Raw genomic sequence first — 18,542 nt, 5'->3', positions numbered from 1 at the left:
TAGTGAAAAAAATCTCCCCGCTGTTTCGATCTTTACCTCAAACTTTCGGTCTGATTATAAATCGCTTCCAAAATATCCTTATCGACATCGGTAAGTATTTTTCCTCGCCGTGCCATCATCCGTTCGGCAATCGAATAAAACTTAGATAACTGAACATCAGAAAAACCGGCAGCACCGCCCTCGCTAAAAGAAGCTACAAAATTCCGAGGAAAACCCGAACCGTGTATGTTCACTCCCACTCCAACAACCGTAGCGGTATTGAACATGCTATTTATTCCTGCCTTAGAATGATCACCCATCATCAACCCGCAAAATTGCAAGCCGGTACGCAAAAAACGTCCAGTAGGATAATTCCATAGTTTTATCTCGCTATAATCATTTTTTAAATTCGATGCATTAGTTCCTGCTCCCAAGTTGCACCACTCTCCGATAACCGAATTTCCGAGAAATCCATCATGTCCTTTATTTGAATAGGCAAGCATCACCACATTATTCAACTCGCCCCCTACTTTACAATAAGGACCTAATGTCGTCGCTCCATAAATTTTTGTTCCCATATTCACGACCACATGCTCACAAGCCGCAAAAGGAGCACGAATACATACTCCTTCCATGATTTCGGCATCTTTCCCGATATAAACCGGACCTTTTGTCACGTTCAATGCCGAACATTCGACAACCGCACCCGGCTCTATAAATATTTTAGGTGTACCGTCTGGAAAACAAGGATCACCGATTACCCTGTTTGATGCGGATAACGGTTCGGATTTTCCGGAAGAGACGATATATCGATAATCTGCTTCTAAAGCCTCTCCGTTCTTCAGAAATATATCATACAATTTCCGAATCATAAAAGGTTCTTCATTCAAAGTATGCTTTACACCGAAATCTTTCTTACGGAAAGCATCCAACGAACCGTAAAAAGCAATCAGCTCATCTCCGTAAAAAAGAGATTCACACTCCGACAAAGAAGAAATGGCTGCGACCAGTTTCTCATCCGGACATACATTCCCGGCAATGAAAAAGCTATTAGAAGCAATATTCATCGGATATTTTACTGTCAAATAATCAGCCGTATCATAAGAATAAATTCCCGGCAACCGAGATTCCCATTTTTCCCGTATCGTAAAGATACCGATACGTATGTCCGAAACCGGCCTTGTAAATGTCAATGGCAGAAACTCCTGATGAATTCCCGTCGTATCAAAAAGAATAATGTTCTGCATATATGCTGTTTTTAATCTTCATTATCCTGTACTCCTGCAAAATGCACGATAAATGTCGTTGAACCCACCGTTATTATAGCCCCGTTTTCCAAAACCACACGGTCTTTTTTCCCCAGACGCTCGTGCCGTAAATATGTTCCGGATACACTCGGAAAATCGCGTAATGTATATATAAACCCCCCAGCCTTATTTTTCTTTACATTAATAACACAATGCTGACGTGCAAGGGTAACATCCGTAGTCTCTATCGGTACATGAATTTCCGTTCCTTTAGAGCGACGTCCGATTATATTATCTCCCATAAAAAGAGGAAGTTCTTGACGGTATCCGTATGAATTTTCCAATACGACAATAAAACCGCAATCAGAAATCTCTTGATTATCAGTCAAATCGGCAACCGACACATTGAATTGTTTCCCGCAATAAGGACAAACGAAAAACAAAGAGACATTTTTTTCATAACGATCTTCATTAAACGTTATATCATTATCGCATTTGGGACATAAAACTTTTTTCATTTTCGCTGCATTTATCTGACAAAGGTAAAAGTTATCTCTTAGAGATACAAGGTACAGAACAGCTAAATTCAGAGAATAAAACCTCGAAAAACGGAATCATCGGTATAAAAAAAGAATTAATCTGTTTTTAAGATTCCCGTTAACCCGATATTATAAAAAAATTAAGAGAATGCACTTTTCTTTGTGGAAAAATAACTTGCGCATAATCGAATTTTATGAAAACACGCGACAAAAACACTATGCTGAAAAAATGTATGCTAATCGCCGGAAGCGTTTTTCTGGCAGGGCAAATGGCTTTTGCCAAAGGGAACAAAGGTTCTATTTATCATGACGGTTGGATCGATTTCAACAAAAACGGAAAAATGGATGTATTCGAAAATCCTAAGCAACCGATCGAAAAAAGAGTACAAGATTTATTATCCCAAATGAATCTGGACGAAAAGACCTGTCAACTGGCAACTTTATATGGATATAAAAGGGTAATGAGCGACTCGTTACCGACTCCGGAATGGAAAAATAAAATTTGGAAAGACGGAATCGCCAATATCGATGAACAATTGAACGGAGTCGGTCGTGGTGCGAAAATCGCCCAAGATCTGATTTATCCTTTCAGCAAACATGCCGAGGCAATCAACAAAACCCAAAAATGGTTTATCGAAGAGACTCGTCTAGGTATTCCGGTAGATTTTTCCAACGAAACAATCCACGGACTCAATCATACAAAAGCGACTCCCCTGCCCGCACCTATCGGCATAGGAAGTACATGGAACGCACCTTTGGTCTACAAAGCCGGATCAATTGCGGGAAAAGAAGCCAAAGCTCTCGGATATACCAACATATATGCACCGATATTAGACCTTGCCAGAGATCCCCGTTGGGGACGTGTTCTTGAATGTTATGGAGAAGATCCCTTTCTTGTCGCTACACTCGGAACACAGATGGTTAAAGGTATTCAAGAACAAGGTGTGGCAGCAACTCTAAAACACTTTGCCGTATATAGCGTTCCCAAAGGTGGGCGGGACGGCAGTGTACGCACCGATCCTCATGTTGCACCCCGGGAAATGCACCAAATGCATCTGTACCCGTTCAAAAAAGTAATCCAAGACGCCCACCCGATGGGAGTCATGAGCAGTTATAACGACTGGGACGGCGTTCCGGTTACCGCAAGTTATTATTTCTTGACCCAGTTACTTCGTCAAGAATTCGGATTCGACGGTTATGTAGTCAGTGACAGCGATGCGGTAGAGTATGTATATAACAAACATCATGTCGCCGAAACTTATGAAGAAGCCGTAAGAATGGTTCTTGAAGCCGGTCTCAACGTAAGAACGACTTTTGCCGCACCGGATATTTTCATTCTGCCTGCCCGAAAATTGGTAAAAGAGGGACGATTATCGATGAAAGTCATAGACGAACGTGTCGCTGACGTCTTACGGGTAAAATTCCGTCTCGGACTTTTCGACCAACCTTTTGTCGCAGATCCTAAAGCCGCAGATAAAATCGTCGGAGCAGACAAGAACAAAGACTTTGTGCTCGATATACAACGTCAATCTTTGGTTCTTCTAAAAAACGAAAATAATTTATTGCCTCTCGATAAAAACAAGTTGTCCCGAATACTGATCACCGGACCGCTTGCCAAAGAAGAAAATTATATGGTAAGCCGTTACGGACCTCAAGAACTGGAAAATATCACGGTATATGAAGGTATCAAAAATTATCTCGGGAATAAAGTTGCTGTCGATTACGCTTTAGGCTGTAAGGTTAAAGATGCCAAATGGCCGGAAAGCGAAATAATACATTCTCCGCTGACGACAGAAGAACAGCAAGAAATACAAAATGCCGTTGAAAAAGCAAAACTAAGCGACATTGTTATTGCCGTACTCGGTGAAGATGAAGAAAGTACCGGCGAAAGCAAATCTCGTTCAGGACTCGATTTGCCGGGACGCCAGCAACAGCTTCTCGAAGCGTTATATGCTACAGGAAAACCGGTCGTACTGGTTCTTATCAATGGACAACCGCTTACTATCAATTGGGCAGACCGTTATATCCCGGCAATTCTGGAAGCTTGGTTTCCCGGACAAATGGGAGGAACTGCCATTGCAGAAACTCTTTTCGGAGATTATAATCCGGGGGGAAAACTTCCGGTCACATTCCCCAAAACATTGGGACAGATCGAATTGAACTTCCCTTTCAAACCGGCCTCTCAGTCGAAACAGCCCGAAGCCGGACCGAATGGATACGGAAAAACACGGGTCAACGGAGCTTTGTATCCTTTCGGATTTGGTCTCAGTTATACAACATTCGAATATTCCAATCTGAAAGTTTCTCCTGAGAGACAAGGTCCTAAAGGCGACATTCAGGTATCGTTCGATATCACGAATACAGGGAAAAGAGCCGGAGACGAAATCGTACAGTTATATGTAAAAGATAAAGTGAGCAGCGTAATCTCTTACGAATCTCTGTTACGAGGCTTCGAACGTGTTTCTCTGCAACCGGGAGAAACGAAAAACATACAATTCACTCTACATCCCGAAGATCTCGAAATATTGGATATTAATATGAATTGGAACGTAGAACCAGGAGAATTTGAAGTTCGCATCGGAGCTTCATCCGAAGATATAAAACTAAAAAAGAGTTTCCGTATCGTAGCAGAAGGGATACAAGCAAATAATTGATTATCAAACTATATAAAACGATTCCGCCGCCGGATAATCCGGCGGCGGAATCGTTTTATAAATCAAAATTAGAATTCAAAACCCAATTTGAACATAACTCCTCCAATTGTATTTCTTTCGTCATACGAATTCACATAACTATCATGGGTGCGTGGATTGTAATAATATTGACGGAATGTAATATCTGTTCTCTGCATATTATATCCAATAGATAAATTCAAACCCAATTTAGATGTAGCGATAAAACGCACACCGACACTCGGATTAAAATAGAACCCCATACCGTCAAAAACAGAATAACCGACTTTCAATCCAATAAAAGGAGCAATATCATTATTCATAAAATACCCCCTCGCATCGGCATATACCGGAATAAAAACTGTAGACCAATTAAAATGATAGTTCACTCCCACTCCAACACCTAAAAAGAAATATGGATTAAACTGATAACCATGAGTAGAAGACACGGAAACAAGTCCGTCACCATAAGTACCCACGCCAAAAGCACCACCTACATCCACAAATCCTTTATAGCCATTTGTTTTAAACTCATCTCTTTCACCATGCCTATTCTTCATCCTCATTGTAGAATTTCGAGAAGAAAATTCCTTCGTGATTTTCAATACTTCTGACATTTGGAAAACCCATACACTACCATCACTTGTTTCTATTTTAATAGTTTCATTTGGTATCTGCTCAAGAATAATACCTTTAATTATACTCCCATTTTTCAAATAAACGACTTCTCGAAAATCCTTAGCCGAGACAAATAAACTGCTACATAAAATTGCACAAATGACAAATATTAATCTTTTCATGCCCATAGATATTAGATAACAATCTCTTATTTTTTCAAAATTAATAATAAAAACAAATGTAATCAATAATATCTATTTAACAAATAAATATATAAAATAAATATTATAAAGAGGTATTTTTGAAAAACTGCTACACTTTGTAAATAGGTCAGCAAAAGTAAAAAACAATAATCAAATGAACAGGATGTGATAACGAAATCAAGATAAAAGAAACAATAGCTTTTTATAGTATTGAAAAAAACTATAAAAATATCTTGATAATATTTTCTGCATCGGAAAATTCAGACATACGCTAAAAACATATTAAAAACAAAAAAGCCTTTAGAAATTGTATCTAAAGACTTTTTTCTGTGACCCCGGAGAGGCTCGAACTCTCGACCCAATGATTAAGAGTCATTTGCTCTACCAACTGAGCTACGGAGTCATTTCTTTTGCTGGTTGCGGTTGCAAAAGTAATGCTTTTCAAAAAAACAACAAAACGTTTTCAATAAAATTTTATTCGAAATTGTAATATTCTGAAGGATGATTTCTTTTGAGAGCAACTAACTGAACATCTTTTCCCACACGTATTCCTTCCTGATAAAGACGATATTCCACTGTTTTATAGGCCAATTCGGGATGATTATTTTCCCGGCTCAAATGACAAAGAAAAATATATCGCATATCTTCCGTAAAATTCCGAGCCAAAAATTCTGCCGTATCGGCATTACTCATGTGACCGTTCGGGTTAATGATTCTTTGTTTCAAATGCGGAGGGTATGTCCCATGAGTCAACATCTCAATATCATAATTCGCCTCTATAACCAAATAATTGGCTTTGCGAAGATAGTGAGCCACACCCGGAGGAATATGTCCGAGATCTGTGGCAAAAGCAAATTTCCGGTCTCCGTATTCTATAAAGTAACCAACATTATCCGTACCGTCATGAGGAACTTCAAACGAAGTAATCTTAAAATCCCGAATCTCAAAAGGTACTTCCTTACAGATAGGATGACATGCCGTATAAATCTTCTCGGTCATGCAATAGCTACGATTCATTCCGGCAAGAATTTCCTTTGTCGTATATACCGGAATAAAATATTTTTCACCCAAACAACCTGCAGACTTTATATGGTCGGCATGGTCATGAGTGATACACAGACCGACAATATTTTCAAACGGGATATTATGTTCTTTTAAGTGCTTCTTTATAGTGCGTATGCCTATACCTGCATCGATCAGAATTCCATATTCGTCATTTCCAAGATAATAACAATTTCCACTGCTTCCGCTGGCAAGGCTCAAAAAACGTAAATTCATCTACAAACTCTCTTTTTGTCTTTGAAGTCTACAAAGATAATTCTTTTGCGTCAAAAAAAGAGGATTGCCAAACTATTTATAAAGTAAAAAGATACACGGCTTTTTACCCAAATCAGGCTTTACCTTATTCCATTCTTTTAATGTCAAGGTACGGATATACTCATCTTCACACGTAATATTCGCTGCAATACACAATTTAGTGATAGGATTGCATGTCTTTATAAAATCATCTATAATACGACTGTTCCGATAAGGTGTCTCTATGAATATCTGCGTCTCATTCTCGGCATAGATACGATGTTCCAGATTCTTAAGCATCCGAGCCCGTTCTCCCGCATCTATCGGCAAATAGCCGTGAAAAGCAAAACTTTGACCGTTAAATCCAGAAGCCATCAATGACATCAAAATAGAAGACGGACCAACTAAAGGAACTACCTTATATCCGGCTCGTTGAGCAATCGCCACGACATCCGCACCGGGATCGGCAATTGCCGGACATCCGGCTTCCGAAATAATTCCGACGGAAAAACCTGCCGCCAATGGCGTCAGATAATCCGAAACCTCTTCGGGACGTGTATGCCCGTTTAATGTATAAAATGTCAAGGAATCTATATTTATTTCCGGATTCGATTTTTTCAAAAAACGACGTGCTGTACGGATATTCTCCACTATAAAATGAGAGATACCGGATATTATCGTATTATTATAAGCCGGCAATACTCGATCTACCGGAGTGTCTCCCAATGTTACAGGGATCAGATAAAGCGCTGCTGAATGCATAGGTACAATACTCTTTGCGACAAAGGTAAAGATTTCCCCGCACTTATCATAAATGCAAAACCGTTTCTTTATATCCGAAAAGTATGTAATTTTGTACAAATAACAGAAACACGACATGGAATTACCTCTTGCTTTTACCGACCGAACAAAAAATTTATTGAAAGATGAATATCCGGCTTTTGAAAAAGCTCTGCGAGAAGAATCTCCGGTAAGTATCCGGCTAAATCCTTTAAAAACCAATTCCGGATTATCCGGGCAAGAGCAAGTCCCTTGGTGCAAAAACGGTTATTACCTGCAAGATCGTCCCGCATTCACATTCGACCCTCGATTCCATGCCGGAGCTTATTATGTACAAGAAGCTTCGTCCATGTTTCTCGATCATGTCATCAAGCAGCATATTACTCGACCGGTTCGTTATCTCGACTTATGTGCCGCACCCGGTGGAAAAACGACATTGGCCTTATCAGCTCTGCCCGAAGGCAGTCTGGTCGTCTGCAATGAAATAGTCCGTAATCGTGCGCATGTTCTTGAAGAGAACATTATCAAGTGGGGGAATCCGTACTGTATCGTCACGAATAACGACTCGGCGACGTTCAATTCACTGAAACACTATTTCGACGTTATTCTCACCGATGTTCCTTGTTCCGGAGAAGGCATGTTTCGCAAAGATCCGGTGGCTGTACAAGAGTGGTCTGCATCGAATGTCGGACTATGTTCGGAACGTCAAAAAGAAATACTGCACAATATCTGGGATGCTTTACGTCCCGGTGGTATACTGATATACAGTACTTGCACCTACAACACCGATGAGAACGAACTCATAGCCGATTATATACAAAATAGATTGGGAGCTACACCTCTACCGGTAAAAACAGATCCGGAATGGGGTATTCATAAAGAGTTGACCGGTACTGTTCCTTGCTACCGGTTTATGCCGCATGTCACTAAGGGAGAAGGTCTTTTCATGACCGTATTCCGCAAATCAGAAAGCGAAGATATTATTCCAAGAGAGAGGCTACAGAATAGAATATCAGCAAAAAAGAACAAGAATCGGAATGTATGTTCTATTCCCGATAATATCAGATCATGGATCAGAAACAATGAAAAGTTCTTTTTCAGTTCTAACGCAAATTCGATATTCGCATTTCCGTCAGAATATTCAGAAGACCTGCCCCTGTTCGAGTCCCGGACAAACGTTATACATGCAGGAATTCCTCTGGCTTACGCCAAAGGGAAAGACTATATTCCCGAACATGCATTAGCTTTATCAACATTCCTGAACCGAAACATTTTTCCGGAAGAAAAGCTACCTTTAAACACGGCTCTATCCTATTTGCGTAGAGAGTCTTTTCAACTGCAAAGCAATGAACGTGATTATTTTCTACTGACATTCGAGGGAATGCCGTTAGGGTGGGCAAAAAATCTCGGAAACAGAGCAAACAATTTATATCCACAAGAGTGGCGTATCCGAAGCGGATACACCCCTACCCAACCCTTACCGATCGCTTTTAAATGAAAAATTAATAACATGCAAGTAGATAATAAAAGATCAGGAAAAACAAGGCTTATCTCAAATATTTTTATAAATTTGCATAGTTCCGGACAAAAAACAATATGTCCGATTACTAAATTAAGACACTAAAAAAACAAACATCATGATCTTAGATTCTCTCAGCAACTCAGCTTCGATCGAACAGTTGCACCCATTATTTAAAAAAGCATTCGATTTTCTAAAATCGACCGATTTCTCTACCAAAGAAGCCGGGAAAATAGTTCTCGACGGAGATGATTTATATGTTTCCATAGCAGAACCTGTGGGAAAAAGCAAAGATGCTGCTAAAATGGAAACTCACAATAAATATATCGACATACAGATGCCTTTGACCACAACTGAAACAATGGGCTGGAAAGCGACAAAAGAATTGAAAAAGATAACACAACCTTATAATGAGGAAAAAGACATAACATTCTTTGCTGATACCCCGACAACCTATATACAGGTGCAACCCGGAGAATTTGCCATATTCTTTCCTGAAGACGGACATGCTCCCGGTATCGCTGAAGGAAACTTCAAAAAAGTTATCGTTAAAGTACGTATATAAATACCGAAACATAGAAACAGTTTCCCGAATTAACTATGTCCGGATTCGGACATAGTTAATTATAAAAAATCGACATTACGTTTTATCTGCCTTTTATAATACCGATATTCTACGATTCTCCTGCAACTTTATTCTATCTACCACTTTAAGATACAAGATATTATGGATTCTCTCAATTTAATAAAAAACGATCCTTGGCTCGAACCTTATAAAACGGATATCGAACATCGATTTCAACTTTCGGTTTCCAAAGAAAAAGAACTGGCCGGAAAAGGCAAATCTTTATCTGATTTCGCAGACGGATACTTATATTTCGGGCTTCACAAAACAGAGCAAGGTTGGGTCATACGAGAATGGGCTCCTAATGCAACAGATATTTTCCTGATCGGAAATTTCTCGGAATGGAAAGAGAATACTAAATATCGCTTTTCAAAACTAAAAAACGGCGTATGGGAGCTTAAACTAAAAACCGGAGAAATAAAGCACCTCGATTTATATAAATTATCGATGCATTGGAATGGCGGTCATGGTGAACGCATACCTGCATGGGCAACTCGGGTTGTCCAAGATGAAAAGACTTACATATTTTCTGCTCAAGTATGGAAACCTTCGATACCTTATAAATTCAAGAAAAAAAAATTCAAACCCCAAATCTCTCCTTTATTGATTTATGAGTGCCATATAGGTATGGCCCAAGAAGAAGAGCGGATAGGTAATTACAACGAATTTAGAGAAAAAATTCTCCCCCGCATCGCAAAAGACGGATACAATGCCATACAAATTATGGCTATTCAGGAACATCCTTATTACGGATCGTTCGGGTATCACGTTTCAAGTTTTTTCGCTCCCTCTTCCCGTTTCGGGACACCTGACGAACTGAAACAATTAATTGACGAAGCTCATGCTTTAGGCATAGCTGTAATCATGGATATAGTACATTCTCATGCGGTAAAAAATGAAGTCGAAGGATTAGGGCGTTTCGATGGTTCTTACAACCAATTTTTCTACGGAGATCACAGAAGAGAACACCCTGCATGGGACTCTCTTTGTTTTGACTATGGAAAAAATGAGGTAATTCACTTTTTATTATCCAACTGCAAATATTGGCTTGAAGAATTCAAATTCGACGGTTTCCGTTTCGACGGCGTCACTTCGATGCTTTATTACGATCATGGATTAGGAAAAGCTTTTGGCAGTTATAATGATTATTACGACGGGGGACAAGACGAAAATGCGATCACGTATCTTACTTTGGCAAACAAATTAATTCATGAAGTCAATCCTCATGCAATAACGATTGCCGAAGAGATGAGCGGAATGCCGGGTCTTGCTGCGAAAACAGAAGACGGAGGTATCGGGTTTGATTACCGTATGGCTATGGGTATCCCCGATTTCTGGATTAAGATAATCAAAGAAAAGAAAGATGAGGAATGGAATCCTTCTGCAATTTTCTGGGAGCTGACCAACCGACGGTCTGACGAAAAAACCATCAATTATGCAGAAAGTCACGATCAAGCTCTTGTCGGGGATAAGACAATAATTTTCAGACTTATCGACGATCAAATGTATTGGCACATGATGAAAAACGACACCAATATGGCCGTTGACAGAGGCATGTCTCTGCACAAAATGATACGCTTAGTCACTTTATCGACTATCAATGGAGGCTATCTGAATTTTATGGGAAACGAATTCGGTCATCCCGAATGGATCGATTTTCCGAGAGAAGGTAACGGTTGGTCTTATAAATATGCCCGCAGACAATGGAGTCTTGTTGATAGAAAAGATCTTAAATACGAATATTTAGGAAACTTTGACGAGGCAATGATCAAATTGGTAAAAGATGTAAAACATTTTGAACAAAGTCCCATCATCAAATTATGGGACAACGGAGGAGACCAGATTTTAGCATTTATGCGAAAAGATCTATTATTCATATTCAACTTCCATCCGTTCAAATCCTTTACCGATTACGGTATATTAGCCCCCAAAGGCAGCTATAAAACCGTATTAAATACCGATTCTTATACATTCGGAGGATACGGATTGATTGACGAATCAATCGAGCATTTCACGATTCCAGATCCTCTATATAAAAAAGAAAAGAAAGAGTGGCTGAGATTGTATCTGCCGGCTCGATCTGCACAAGTTTTAAAGCTCCAAAAGAGAAAATAATTCGTTTTTAAGCAAATTTTTAATCACCATAAGGATACAATTTTTTATATATATAACACTAAAATACAGAAAATTAATTATATATAATTGTATAAAAGACACTTAAAAATAGGTTATATAACATATATATTTTTTTTGCGAGATTCAGGAAAAAGTACATCTTTGCATGCATTAACCTAGAACAATCTTTTTTACCTTAAAAAATTAATACCTATTGAAAACCTTTAAAAAGGGACTTTTGAGAAAAAGCCTCTTTTTTTATTTATAATAGCATAGTAATCAATCTATTTAATATTTAATTTGCTATTAATACACTATTACATTTGATCTAAATTAATAATTACATTACCCTTTCAGCATCCATTATTATGCACTGTCATAATGAAAATCTTTCGATATAGAATTTATTTGAAATTTCATTCGAAACAGAATAAAAAATCTTCCGAATCGTTTAAGAATACCGTAATAGTAAGTTTACCCAAAATCTCAAAAGAGATAAAAGAAGTAGAAATTTTTTATTGTATCCGAAATAGACGACTGAAAATAATACGATAAGAAGCTATTTTAAATTTTCCGATAAAAATATATTATCAGGTTATTTTTGTGATTCCTTCCAGTCTGTTTTCCCATTTTCACTTGTCAGATACTCGCTATTATCCTCGTTAAAAGCGACAAAACATTTCCGAAAGAAACTTTCAAATCTGCCCCGAGTAAAATTTAAACTGGCTCTAACTCTATTCCATTTTAAAATGTTATATTCGTACCCGATAAATTATTTATATTAAACTATCAAACAATGGACGTTAAACAACACTATTCCGGACTTACCGATGCACAAGTGAAGGAAAGTCGGGAAAAATTCGGAAGCAATCTGCTTACTCCACCTCAAAAAACTCCTCTTTGGAAACTTTTTTTCGAAAAATTTCAAGATCCTATTATCCGTATTTTACTCATCGCAGCATTATTATCATTATGTATTTCGTTCATTCATAACGAATATGCTGAAACAATCGGAATATTTTGTGCTATATTTTTAGCAACCGGCGTTGCGTTTTGGTTTGAAATGGATGCAAACAAAAAATTTGATATTCTGAATCAAGTAAACGACGATATTATGATAAAAGTAATCAGGAACGGAAATCTTCAAGAAGTTCCTAAAAAAGATATTGTCGTCGGAGACATAGTTTTACTCGAAACAGGAGAAGAAGTCCCTGCAGACGGAGAATTACTCGAAGCTATCTCTCTCCAAATAGATGAGTCTTGCCTTACCGGAGAATTGATGATCGACAAAACCACGAATCCCGAAGATTTCGATTCAGAAGCAACCTATCCCTCTAACTGGGTGATGAGGGGAACAAAAGTACTTGACGGACATGGCATTATGGAGGTAAAGCAAGTAGGCGATGCCACTCAATACGGACAAGTAGCCGAAAAAGCGACAGAAATCAGCGGAGAAGAAACTCCGCTAAACCGTCAATTAAACGGGCTGGCAAAATTTATCGGTGTCGCAGGTTTTGCTTTAGCTATCCTTACTTTCGGAACTCTATTTATTAAAGATCTGATAACTCACCCCATCACATGGGGACAATTCGGGCTATTGGGCGCTGTTATGGCAGGGGGAATCATTGCTTTATCCAAAGTTTGGGTACCGATTCTGTACGATGCATTTTCTCTCGCAGGAAAAGAAAAACCTCTTCCCCGCTGCATTAACCGCTTCGGATGGCTAACATGGCTTATATTCGGTATAATAATCTTCGCCATCTTCTGTAGCATAGGTGTATTATTCGGTGTAAATCCGCTGAACTCATCTTCATGGATCGATATTGAAGAAGCTAACAGAATACTACAATATTTTATGATTGCAGTAACATTAATTGTCGTAGCTGTCCCTGAAGGATTACCGATGAGTGTAACACTGAGTCTGGCTCTCAGTATGAGACGAATGTTGCAAACCAATAATTTGGTACGCAAAATGCACGCTTGTGAAACAATGGGAGCAACAACCGTTATTTGTACCGATAAAACCGGAACTCTCACCCAAAACCAAATGCGAGTCTTCCAAAGCAATTTCTTCGCCTTGAAAAATCAAAAATTGACAGACAACACTGCCAGCAATCTTATTAAAGAAGGTATTGCCGCCAACTCCACAGCATTTTTAGATTACTCCGATCCTCAAAAAATATCGACAATGGGTAACCCCACCGAAGCAGCTTTACTGCTCTGGTTGCACAATAAAGGTATAGAGTATGCTCCTTTGCGTGAAAATGCCCACGTCGATAAACAACTGACATTTTCTACCGAGCGCAAATATATGGCAACTCTTGTAAACTCACCTCTTGCCGGTAAAAAAGTGCTATATATGAAAGGTGCACCTGAAATCGTACTTTCAAAATGCAAGACCGTAGAAACTCCGGAAGGAGAAAAACCCGTATCGGAATATAAAGGACAGATAGAGGAGCAACTGCTTGCTTACCAAAATCAAGCTATGCGAACTCTCGGGTTTGCATATAAAATTATAAATGAGGACAACGACCAACCTATTCCTGAATTAGCCGATACCGGACTCATATTTCTCGGATTTGTTGCAATTTCAGATCCTGTTCGAGAAGATGTTCCGGCTGCCGTAGCCGAATGCTTAAATGCTGGTATTCAGGTCAAAATCGTCACAGGAGACACTACTGCGACAGCACGGGAAATTGCCCGTCAGATCGGAATCTGGAAACCGGAAGATACGGATGAGAATATCATTACCGGTACAGATTTCGAGGCACTGCCGGATGATGAAGCTTTTGAACGGGTAAAGAAACTGAAAGTCATGTGCCGGGCACGTCCGACGGACAAACAACGATTAGTAGAACTGCTTCAAAAAGACGGACAAATTGTCGCCGTAACCGGAGACGGAACGAATGATGCTCCGGCTCTGAACCATGCCAATGTAGGATTATCTATGGGAACTGGTACTTCTGTCGCAAAAGAAGCCAGTGATATAACTTTACTGGACGACTCATTCAAAAGTATTGCGACAGCAGTCATGTGGGGACGTTCTTTATACCAAAATATCCAGCGTTTTCTTTTATTCCAGCTTACAATTAATGTCGTTGCACTGGTAATCGTATTCTTAGGTTCGATCTTCGGTCACGAATTGCCTCTCACGGTGACTCAGATGCTATGGGTCAACCTCATTATGGACACTTTTGCCGCCGGAGCCCTGGCTTCATTACCGCCGAATAAAGAAGTAATGAAAGACAAACCCCGCAAAAACGAGGCATTTATCGTTACCTCTCCTATGAGAAATCAAATATTATGGATAGGATTGGCATTCGTGGCATTTTTAATGGGACTACTCTACTATTTCACCAATGCAGAAGGAGAAATAAACCGTCACGACCTCGCTTGCTTCTTCACTATTTTTGTAATGCTGCAATTCTGGAATTTATTTAATGCTAAAGCCTTTGCAACCGGGAAATCGGCCTTTAACGGATTACTGCATGATACAGGATTTATTACTGTTGCATTATTGATTATCATAGGACAGTTTTTTATCGTCACATTCGGAGGGGACGTATTTCGTACAGTTCCTCTCTCATGGCAAGATTGGTTACTGATCATCGGCTCTACATCATTAGTCTTATGGATCGGTGAAATTTTCCGTTTATTCGGGAAAAAGAAGAAATAAGATCTCAATAAGATAAAGTCCTCCAAATAGCTCTCCCGAACTTCAGATACTCAGGAGAGCTATTTTTTACTGTTAAGAATTCCTTATTCTATAAACGATGCTTGCCATCGATTGTTTTACGTAGCAGACAAACAAACTTAATGTAAAAAAATTATGGCAAAAGGAAGTCTTGAAATTTTAAAGAATAAAATCGATGTTTCCAAAGTATTGGAACAACTGAATGCTGCACTATCTGAAGAATGGCTATCTTTTTATCAATACTGGATCGGAGCTCTTATGGCAGAAGGCGCTATGCGAGCCGAAATTCAAAAAGAGCTGCAAAAACATGCCGAAGCAGAATATAAACACGCTAAACTTGTAGCAGACCGAATTATAGAACTGGAAGGCGTTCCGGTATTAAATCCAAAAAAATGGTTTGAACTGGCACGCTGTCAATACAGCGCTCCCGATGATTTCGATGTTCAGAAAATTCTATTTCAAAACGTAATTGCCGAACGATGCGCCATAAAACGTTACGAAGATATAGCCTCATTTACCGAAGGAATAGACTTTACTACCTGTAACATGGCAAAATTTATCTTAGCGGAAGAAGAAGATCATGAACAAGATCTTCAAGATTATCTGGATGATATTGCCCGAATGAAAAAAGATATATTGAATAAATAATCTTTTACTAAGAATCTGTTTAAATTTTCCAATAAAAAATACTATCAGATCATCTTTGCGTTTTTTTCGGTCCTTTTCTTCGTTTTTATTCATCAGATAGCGAACTATTTGATGAATAAAAACAGAAAAAAACAGATCGAAGAATGATTCAGGAAGATAGAAGATATGTATTCTCATAGAAAAATTTAGGCAGGCTCTAAAAACACAAACATTACAATTCCAACATTTCCATTGTAACATTCTTTCCTTTAAAATAATTTAGTAGATTTCAGTTTGTTTTATTAGCCGAAATTCATATTTTTAGAAAATAATCTTTAAATCTGAAAGCACAATGGAGAGTTCACTATTCTGGCTGATCCCAGCCTCTTCGATCCTCGCCCTGATTTTAGCGTGGTATTTTTACAAACAAATGATGCACGTAAGCGAAGGTACGGAAACAATGCAAAAAATTGCTTCACATGTCCGCAAAGGCGCTATGTCCTATCTCAAACAGCAATATAAAGTTGTAGGACTGGTATTTCTGGGACTAGTAATCCTTTTTTCTATTATGGCATACGGATTTAATTTACAAAATCCTTGGGTGCCCGTAGCTTTTCTGACCGGAGGTTTCTTTTCCGGATTATCAGGCTTTTTAGGTATGAAAACAGCAACTTATGCTTCTGCAAGAACGGCAAATGCAGCACGTACTTCTCTGAACGGAGGATTGACCGTTGCTTTTCGTAGCGGAGCTGTCATGGGACTTGTCGTTGTAGGCTTAGGTCTTTTCGATATTTCTTTCTGGTATATTCTTCTCGACTATTGTATTCCGGCTGACGCAATAAATCCGGCAAATAAATTATGTATCATAACCACGACAATGCTGACATTCGGAATGGGTGCTTCTACCCAAGCTCTATTTGCTCGTGTCGGTGGAGGTATTTATACTAAGGCTGCGGACGTAGGTGCAGATCTCGTGGGAAAAGTGGAAGCGGGAATTCCTGAAGATGATCCGCGTAATCCGGCGACTATTGCTGACAACGTAGGTGATAATGTGGGCGATGTTGCCGGTATGGGAGCTGACCTGTACGAATCTTATTGCGGTTCGATACTGGCAACTTCAGCACTCGGTGCGGCGACATTTATCGGTAGCGGAGATATAGATATGCAATTTAAAGCCGTCATTGCTCCGATGTTGATCGCCGCAGTAGGTATCGTTCTGTCTATTATCGGAATCTTTTCCGTAAGAACAAAAGAAAATGCAAAAATGAAGGACCTTCTCAAAGCTCTTTCTTTGGGGACAAACCTCAGTTCAATATTGATAATCGCAGCTACATTTCTGATTTTATGGGCTTTACAACTTGAAAACTGGATATACATATCTTGCGCCGTAGTAATAGGGCTATTAGTCGGTGTTATCATCGGACGTTCCACAGAATATTATACTTCTCAATCTTATAAACCGACACAAAAACTTTCGGAAAGCGGTAAAACCGGACCTGCTACCGTAATTATTTCAGGAATAGGTTTAGGTATGGTATCCACAACCATACCGGTATTGGCCGTAGTTTTCGGCATCATTCTTTCCTATTGGTTCGCTTCAGGATTCGACTTTGCAAATATCTCTATGGGACTTTACGGAATCGGAATTGCTGCAGTAGGAATGCTCTCGACATTAGGTATCACTTTAGCGACCGATGCTTACGGACCTATCGCCGATAATGCAGGAGGAAATGCAGAGATGAGCGAATTAGGTCAAGAAGTGCGGAAACGTACCGATGCTCTCGACTCATTGGGAAATACCACTGCCGCCACAGGAAAAGGTTTTGCCATCGGATCGGCAGCACTGACCGGATTAGCGTTACTGGCTTCCTATATCGAGGAAATACGCATCGGTCTGACTCGCATCGGAGAAGAGATTCTTATATTTGCAGACGGAAGTATGCTAGAAACGCATAAAGCTACATTCGTAGATTTTATGTATTACTATGACGTAACTTTAATGAATCCCAAAGTGTTGTCGGGAATCTTTATCGGTTCTATGATGGCATTTCTTTTCTGTGGGCTTACAATGAATGCTGTGGGGCGAGCTGCAGCACACATGGTGGAAGAAGTTCGCCGACAATTTAGAGAAATAAAAGGTATCCTTACCGGAGAAGCTGAACCGGATTATGCCCGTTGTGTGGCAATTTCTACCAAAGGTGCTCAACGAGAAATGGTATTTCCTTCATTATTGGCAATTATCGCACCCATTGCGACCGGACTTATTTTCGGAGTTCCGGGAGTCATCGGACTATTAATCGGAGGACTCAGTTCAGGTTTTGTTCTTGCTATCTTTATGGCAAATGCCGGAGGAGCGTGGGATAATGCAAAAAAATATGTTGAAGAAGGCAATTTCGGAGGCAAAGGCGGTGAGGTTCACAAGGCTACCGTCGTAGGCGACACCGTAGGAGATCCGTTTAAAGATACTTCAGGCCCAAGCTTAAATATTCTGATCAAACTCATGAGTATGGTCGCAATTGTCATGGCAGGGCTTACTGTCGCCTGGAGTTTATTTTAAGAATATAAAAAATTAAGTACCGCGGCGGCTGGGATAGTTTATCCCAGCAGCCGCGGGACTTTAACCCAACA

Annotated in this window: 12 protein-coding genes and 1 tRNA gene; 7 read left to right on the top strand and 6 right to left on the bottom strand. The window is 39.5% G+C overall.

The window, feature by feature from the left end:
* Positions 1-32: 32 nt before the first annotated feature.
* The gene (locus AC0UMU_RS04875; protein WP_122338118.1) at positions 33-1,226 is read right to left on the bottom strand and encodes a putative sugar nucleotidyl transferase; all 1,194 of its coding nucleotides are present in this window, start codon (positions 1,224-1,226) and stop codon (positions 33-35) included.
* 11 nt (positions 1,227-1,237) lie between these two features.
* Positions 1,238-1,744: an FHA domain-containing protein gene (locus AC0UMU_RS04870; RefSeq protein WP_009318781.1), complete on the bottom strand. Its 507-nt coding sequence runs from the start codon at positions 1,742-1,744 to the stop codon at positions 1,238-1,240.
* A gap of 215 nt (positions 1,745-1,959) precedes the next feature.
* On the opposite strand from AC0UMU_RS04870, the gene AC0UMU_RS04865 reads away from it, so the two are divergent.
* On the top strand, positions 1,960-4,419 hold the full coding sequence (locus AC0UMU_RS04865) for a glycoside hydrolase family 3 N-terminal domain-containing protein (RefSeq protein WP_009318780.1): 2,460 nt from the start codon (positions 1,960-1,962) through the stop codon (positions 4,417-4,419).
* 68 nt (positions 4,420-4,487) lie between these two features.
* Here the strand turns inward: AC0UMU_RS04865 and AC0UMU_RS04860 are convergent, their stop codons facing one another.
* The 4 genes from AC0UMU_RS04860 to AC0UMU_RS04845 form a co-directional block, all read right to left on the bottom strand.
* Positions 4,488-5,237 carry a hypothetical protein gene (locus AC0UMU_RS04860; protein WP_009318779.1) on the bottom strand — a complete coding sequence of 250 codons (750 nt, stop codon included), beginning with the start codon at positions 5,235-5,237 and terminating at the stop codon, positions 4,488-4,490.
* 351 nt (positions 5,238-5,588) lie between these two features.
* Positions 5,589-5,661, bottom strand: a tRNA-Lys gene (locus tag AC0UMU_RS04855).
* Positions 5,662-5,732: 71 nt separating this feature from the next.
* Positions 5,733-6,536, bottom strand: coding sequence for an MBL fold metallo-hydrolase (locus tag AC0UMU_RS04850; RefSeq protein WP_009318778.1), 804 nt, complete (start codon positions 6,534-6,536; stop codon positions 5,733-5,735).
* A 72-nt stretch (positions 6,537-6,608) separates the two neighbouring features.
* Positions 6,609-7,316: an SAM-dependent methyltransferase gene (locus AC0UMU_RS04845; protein ID WP_278714314.1), complete on the bottom strand. Its 708-nt coding sequence runs from the start codon at positions 7,314-7,316 to the stop codon at positions 6,609-6,611.
* Between the two features lie 115 nt (positions 7,317-7,431).
* On the opposite strand from AC0UMU_RS04845, the gene AC0UMU_RS04840 reads away from it, so the two are divergent.
* From AC0UMU_RS04840 to AC0UMU_RS04815, 6 genes are all read left to right on the top strand, one after another.
* On the top strand, positions 7,432-8,832 hold the full coding sequence (locus AC0UMU_RS04840) for a methyltransferase RsmF C-terminal domain-like protein (protein ID WP_288640955.1): 1,401 nt from the start codon (positions 7,432-7,434) through the stop codon (positions 8,830-8,832).
* Positions 8,833-8,971: 139 nt separating this feature from the next.
* Complete coding sequence (locus tag AC0UMU_RS04835) at positions 8,972-9,418, top strand: NanQ anomerase/TabA/YiaL family protein (protein ID WP_122303946.1); 447 nt, start codon at positions 8,972-8,974, stop codon at positions 9,416-9,418.
* Between the two features lie 162 nt (positions 9,419-9,580).
* Positions 9,581-11,593: an alpha amylase C-terminal domain-containing protein gene (locus AC0UMU_RS04830; RefSeq protein ID WP_278714318.1), complete on the top strand. Its 2,013-nt coding sequence runs from the start codon at positions 9,581-9,583 to the stop codon at positions 11,591-11,593.
* 796 nt (positions 11,594-12,389) lie between these two features.
* On the top strand, positions 12,390-15,269 hold the full coding sequence (locus tag AC0UMU_RS04825) for a calcium-translocating P-type ATPase, PMCA-type (protein ID WP_288640953.1): 2,880 nt from the start codon (positions 12,390-12,392) through the stop codon (positions 15,267-15,269).
* 153 nt (positions 15,270-15,422) lie between these two features.
* Positions 15,423-15,935 (top strand): ferritin-like domain-containing protein, encoded by a 513-nt coding sequence (locus AC0UMU_RS04820; RefSeq protein WP_270214258.1) that lies wholly within the window; start codon positions 15,423-15,425, stop codon positions 15,933-15,935.
* A 331-nt stretch (positions 15,936-16,266) separates the two neighbouring features.
* Positions 16,267-18,471: a sodium-translocating pyrophosphatase gene (locus AC0UMU_RS04815; protein ID WP_288640952.1), complete on the top strand. Its 2,205-nt coding sequence runs from the start codon at positions 16,267-16,269 to the stop codon at positions 18,469-18,471.
* The last annotated feature ends 71 nt before the right edge of the window (positions 18,472-18,542 follow it).

Source organism: Coprobacter fastidiosus (genome assembly GCF_982245605.1).
The sequence above is the reverse complement of the archived record's forward strand: the minus strand, read 5'-3'. Positions and strand labels throughout refer to the sequence as shown.

Bases quoted from the DNA above. Each gene is read 5' to 3' on its own strand.
- AC0UMU_RS04875 (WP_122338118.1), bottom strand. From the start codon at position 1,226: ATGCAGAACATTATTCTTTTTGATACGACGGGAATTCATCAGGAGTTT.
- AC0UMU_RS04870 (WP_009318781.1), bottom strand. From the start codon at position 1,744: ATGAAAAAAGTTTTATGTCCCAAATGCGATAATGATATAACGTTTAAT.
- AC0UMU_RS04865 (WP_009318780.1), top strand. From the start codon at position 1,960: ATGAAAACACGCGACAAAAACACTATGCTGAAAAAATGTATGCTAATC.
- AC0UMU_RS04860 (WP_009318779.1), bottom strand. From the start codon at position 5,237: ATGAAAAGATTAATATTTGTCATTTGTGCAATTTTATGTAGCAGTTTA.
- AC0UMU_RS04850 (WP_009318778.1), bottom strand. From the start codon at position 6,536: ATGAATTTACGTTTTTTGAGCCTTGCCAGCGGAAGCAGTGGAAATTGT.
- AC0UMU_RS04845 (WP_278714314.1), bottom strand. From the start codon at position 7,316: ATGCATTCAGCAGCGCTTTATCTGATCCCTGTAACATTGGGAGACACT.
- AC0UMU_RS04840 (WP_288640955.1), top strand. From the start codon at position 7,432: ATGGAATTACCTCTTGCTTTTACCGACCGAACAAAAAATTTATTGAAA.
- AC0UMU_RS04835 (WP_122303946.1), top strand. From the start codon at position 8,972: ATGATCTTAGATTCTCTCAGCAACTCAGCTTCGATCGAACAGTTGCAC.
- AC0UMU_RS04830 (WP_278714318.1), top strand. From the start codon at position 9,581: ATGGATTCTCTCAATTTAATAAAAAACGATCCTTGGCTCGAACCTTAT.
- AC0UMU_RS04825 (WP_288640953.1), top strand. From the start codon at position 12,390: ATGGACGTTAAACAACACTATTCCGGACTTACCGATGCACAAGTGAAG.
- AC0UMU_RS04820 (WP_270214258.1), top strand. From the start codon at position 15,423: ATGGCAAAAGGAAGTCTTGAAATTTTAAAGAATAAAATCGATGTTTCC.
- AC0UMU_RS04815 (WP_288640952.1), top strand. From the start codon at position 16,267: ATGGAGAGTTCACTATTCTGGCTGATCCCAGCCTCTTCGATCCTCGCC.